We start from the raw sequence: 3093 nt of genomic DNA on the forward strand, positions 1-3093 counted from the left end.
GGCCATGGGCAGGGTTGTACGCCACCGCACCCCGCCCGGCGCGCGCCGTCACCGCCGCCAGGGCAAGGGTGAGGGCGCTGACGCCCGGGAAGCCTCCTTTACCGGACTGATCGCCGGTCCTGCTGGGGGCCGCACCGGCAAGCACCGGCACCGGATGGTCAGGACCCGTCGGCGTCGTCCCCTGCCGTCCACGACACCGGCCGTACCAGCCCCGCCGGCAACCCCGTCCGCGCATCCCCACGGGCGGCGTCCAGCTGCGCCTGCACCAGCCCTACAGCGTAGGTGAGGTCCGCCCCGTCCAGCTGGGCGTCGGTGAGGTTCGCGTCGGTGAGGTTCGCCCCACCCAGCCTGGCGCCGGTGAGGGTCGCCCCACCCAGCCAGGCGCCGGTGAGGGTCGCCCCGTCCAGGTCGGCGCCGGTGAGGTTAGCGTCGGTGAGGTCGGCGCGGGGGATGCCGGGGCAGGTGGGCAGGCGACCCAGGACGGTGAGGGCGGCCTGTACGTCGGTCGTGGGCCGGGGTGGTGGTCGCCGTGCGGGTGGGGGGTGGGGGGTTGGGTGTGTTCGCGGATGAAGGCGGACAGGACCTCGACGACGGTGCGCTGGTCGGCGGCGCTGTCGTGAGCGATGCGTTCCAAGGCGTAGATCCCGCCCAGGCGGATGTCGAGGCTGTCCGCGCCGAGTTGGCTGATCGCGGTGGCGTACAGCTCCCGCACGTGGGTGTTCGCGTTGGCCCGGCGGGTCTCGTCCAGAGCGATCAGACCACCGGCCACCGCCATCAGCGCCGCGGCCGCGGTCAGCAGCCCGCCCTGCAGCGCGGCCCGCGCCTCTTCCCCCTCGTACATCCGGTCGGGCAGGTGCCAGATCCCCACCACCGCGCCCACCGCGCCAGCCGCGGCGATCCCGGCGATGATCCACAGCCAGCGCCGCCCGCTGCGCCGGTGTGCTCCCCCGTTGTCGGTCATGGGCAGGGTTGTACGCCGATGCGGCCGGACGGGGACGGGGGTCACCGCGGGCCGGGGGCAGCGCCCGGGATCCCCAGCGATTCCCGGGCCGAACAGACCAGTACAAACACAGGTGAAACGGTCAGGGTGTGGAAGGGGTCAGGACCCGCCCGCGGACGGGTCGTACGGCGGCCACGACCCCGGCCGTTCCACCCCGTCCGGCAGCCGCGTCCACGCATCCCCGCGGGCCACCGCCAGCTGCTCCGTCGTCAGACCCGACACGGACGTCGAGCAGGCTGTGGATGTCGTCGGGGGCCAGCCGGCTGGTCCCCGACGGGTGCGGCGGCGCGGTGAACGACGAGGAGCCGGCCATGGTGCCGGCCCGCTCGCTGGCCCGCTCGCTGGCGCGCCCTGTGTTCCCCGCGATCGCGGGGAACACAGGGCGGGCGGGTGTTATCGGGTGGGTGTCGCGGTGAGGGTGGTGCCGTCGGGGTGCTGGGCGTATACGCCGGTGTCCCCCTCGGCGGTCGCGGTGTCGACGACGGCTTGCGCCTGCTCGCGGGTTTGGCGGACGGCGTAGGGGTCGACGCGGTCCCCCCACACCGTCCATACGGCGTCAGTGTCGGGGCGGCGGGAGGGCGCGGTGACGGGGATGGCGCGGATGGCGGGCCGGTGGGCGGGAGCGACGACGGTCAGGATGTTCGTGACGGTGTAGGTGTCGGTGTAGGCGCGGACCAGGGTGGGGTAGGTGCCGGGGATGTCCTCCCACCGGCTTTCGCCGGCCGACCTCACCTGGACCTGGATCTGTGGCGCGCCGAGGAGGTGAACGATCTGTTCGGGCACGTCGGTGTCCAGTCCATGCTGGTCGGCGGGGCCGGTCAGGTAGGCGTCGCCGACGATGGCCTGCTTCGGGGTGAACGGGCGGCTGTGGAATGCGGCCAGCGCGGTCGCTCTCTCGTTGAAGCGAAGAACCTGCGCGATGCCGTCCTCGTTGACGTAGAGGGACGCGCCCCCGGCGAGTTCCAGGCGTTCGATAAAACCTCCGACGAGCGCCTGGAATCCACGCAGGTCGGTGGGGTTCATCTCCAGCTGGCGGTGCGGTTCCCGGTAGTCGGCCGGTACGACAAGTACTCTTATCACGACCTGGTTTCCTTTCCTGGCCGGGCGGATGGGTGATCGGCGCACTTCACGGGTCTGRGGGTCTTTCTCGGCTGAGCGCTGGGCGGGGCTCGGGGCGTGGTGCGAGCCGGGCCCGGCGTGATGCCGCACCTGGGGCGGCGGTAATGCGGATGAGGGGCCTGTCATCGACAGGTATCCGGTGGATGTCTTTGCAGGTGTGGAGATAGGCGTGGTGCAGGCTGGGGTAGAAACGGGCCTCTTTCTTCCACCGCTGGTCCCCGGGGTGTTTGATTTGGCGCTGGAACTTGTCTGCGTCGAGGAGGCGGATCAGGTCGTCGGGTGTGTCGGTGTCCTGACCGTTCTCCTGGGTGGGGCCGGTGAGGATCGCGTCTCCACGCAGGACTCGCTGCTGGAACGGGCGGGTGTGGAACGCGGCGAGGGCGATGGCGCGCGGGTTCAGYGGCCACCGGCCTGTGCCCGCTTCGGGCAGGTAGAGGCTGCTTTCGGGGTCGGTGAGGCTGACCGGGTGCAGGATCCCGCCGACGATCCTTTCCATCGCCCGAAGGTCGGCCGGGTCGAGACGGCGCCGGCGTACCGGGGCCGCCGGGTCAGCCGGTATCACCAGGATTGTGATCATGAGATGTGGGGCTGAGAGGCCGGAGTCCCGGCGGGCGGGCTGCTGGCGTCGGGCTGGTGCGTGGCGTAGGGCCAGCCCCGGGCCTGCAGCCAGCGGGTGGCGGCACGGGCGCTGTCGAGGGACAGCCCGACGCCGACGGTGAGGGGTACGGCGGCCCAGACCGACCAGGTCCCGGCGTCGTCCCGCGCGACCGGGATCGGGGTGAACGCGGCCAGAATCGCCGTGATGACCAGTTCGGGGGGTGTGCTGGGGCTGTAGCCAGCGGACCAGGTCACGCTCCGGCGCTCCGGCGAGGCGTAGCGGCGCACGTACAGGAACCCGGCGTGGTCCTCGACCTCGACATGGGCGTGCTGGTAGATATCCGGACCGGTTCTGACCCGGCGGAATCCATGGCCGG

Annotated in this window: 5 protein-coding genes; all 5 read right to left on the reverse strand. The window is 71.9% G+C overall.

Annotation, left to right across the window (positions count from 1 at the left end; genetic code table 11):
• Window positions 1-271 precede the first annotated feature (271 nt).
• The gene (locus tag KBI5_RS24310; RefSeq protein ID WP_347272540.1) at window positions 272-961 is read right to left on the reverse strand and encodes a hypothetical protein; all 690 of its coding nucleotides are present in this window, start codon (window positions 959-961) and stop codon (window positions 272-274) included.
• A gap of 121 nt (window positions 962-1082) precedes the next feature.
• Window positions 1083-1379 (reverse strand): hypothetical protein, encoded by a 297-nt coding sequence (locus KBI5_RS24315; RefSeq protein WP_085016599.1) that lies wholly within the window; start codon window positions 1377-1379, stop codon window positions 1083-1085.
• A 14-nt stretch (window positions 1380-1393) separates the two neighbouring features.
• Window positions 1394-2080, reverse strand: a complete 687-nt coding sequence (locus KBI5_RS24320; RefSeq protein WP_085016600.1) for a DUF3846 domain-containing protein — start codon at window positions 2078-2080, stop codon at window positions 1394-1396.
• Window positions 2081-2126: 46 nt separating this feature from the next.
• The gene (locus tag KBI5_RS24325; protein WP_116290012.1) at window positions 2127-2696 is read right to left on the reverse strand and encodes a DUF3846 domain-containing protein; all 570 of its coding nucleotides are present in this window, start codon (window positions 2694-2696) and stop codon (window positions 2127-2129) included.
• Window positions 2693-3093: hypothetical protein (locus tag KBI5_RS24330; RefSeq protein WP_085016601.1), on the reverse strand; the 401-nt coding region annotated here is incomplete at its 5' end. The genes KBI5_RS24330 and KBI5_RS24325, both read right to left, overlap by 4 nt.

The organism is Frankia sp. KB5 (genome assembly GCF_002099325.1).
GTDB classification, from domain to species: Bacteria; Actinomycetota; Actinomycetes; order Frankiales; family Frankiaceae; genus Frankia; species Frankia casuarinae.